At 42.7% G+C, this 1015-nt stretch carries 1 protein-coding gene and 1 pseudogene; both read right to left on the bottom strand.

The features are described 5' to 3' along the window. On the bottom strand, positions 1 to 773 hold a 773-nt coding region (locus ACFINO_RS09980; protein WP_375655658.1), incomplete at its 3' end, for a DnaB-like helicase N-terminal domain-containing protein. Further along, positions 730 to 1015: pseudogene (locus ACFINO_RS09975) on the bottom strand (late control protein); the annotation flags it as partial. The pseudogene ACFINO_RS09975 and the gene ACFINO_RS09980, both read right to left, overlap by 44 nt.

Raw genomic sequence — 1015 nt, 5'->3', positions numbered from 1 at the left:
CCTTCATTGGCTTGGCTGTTATCATGACGCTTGCAAGCATTGGCAATATTAAAAGCAATATTGGTCGCCAGAGAGGTTTTCCCCATTCCAGGGCGTCCAGCTATGATAATCAAATCGGATGGCTGTAGCCCCCCCATTTTTTCATCAAGGGTTTTGATATGGGTAGCTATCCCTGAGAGCTGTGAGGAACGCTTTTTTGCAGCGCTTGCCATGTTAAGTGCTTTTGCAATGGCTGTATCAAAGTTTTCAAACCCACCCCCATATTTTCCTTTTTCGGCGAGCTCAAATAACTGATTTTCAATCGTTTCAATTTGTTGGGAAGGTGTGAACTCCAGAGGCGCATCAAAAGCTGTATTGGCAACTTCATTGCCAAGATTAATCAAAGACCGGCGGATAAAAAGATCGTAAATGACGCGTCCATAATCTTCAGTGTTAATAATAGTGACTGCCTCTGTGGCTAAGCGAACAACATACTGGTATACAGTAATATCTCCAACTTTTTCTTCCATTTGGATATAGGGCTTGATTGTAATTGGGTTTGCAAGATGACCATTTTGAATAATTTGTAAGACAATCTCAAAGATCTTTTGATGTAGCCTTTCAAAAAAATGTTCTGCTTTGAGAAAGTCTGAAACGCGATCGAGTGCATTATTATTAATCAGGATTGCTCCAAGCAATGCCTGCTCTGCTTCAATATTATGGGGAAGTTGACGAAAAGAAGAAGCAAAATTATCTCTTGGATTTTCTGTTTTTAGCATGTTCAGTGTTCTCATTGCTTTCTTTTCCCTTGTTTGGTGCCTCGAGTGTGATTTCTGTTGTGTATCCGCTTTGTTTTTCATAACGATGTGTGACGGTAGCAGCTTTCCATGGCCCATTGATTTGCCCACGAAACCCTTGAAGGATGAGAGGTTGATCCGCCATGATTTCAGGGCGTCCCTCAAGGGTCAAAGAACCACTGCCCACAGCACGACACAACCTGTCCGACTCGGAAGCAGCGGCAGATAAAGCTTCCTCT

Origin of the sequence: Bartonella sp. AA83SXKL, from assembly GCF_042196965.1 — a bacterium.
GTDB lineage: Bacteria > Pseudomonadota > Alphaproteobacteria > Rhizobiales > Rhizobiaceae > Bartonella.
Note: the sequence above shows the minus strand (reverse complement) of the source record. Positions and strands in the feature narration are given on the sequence as shown.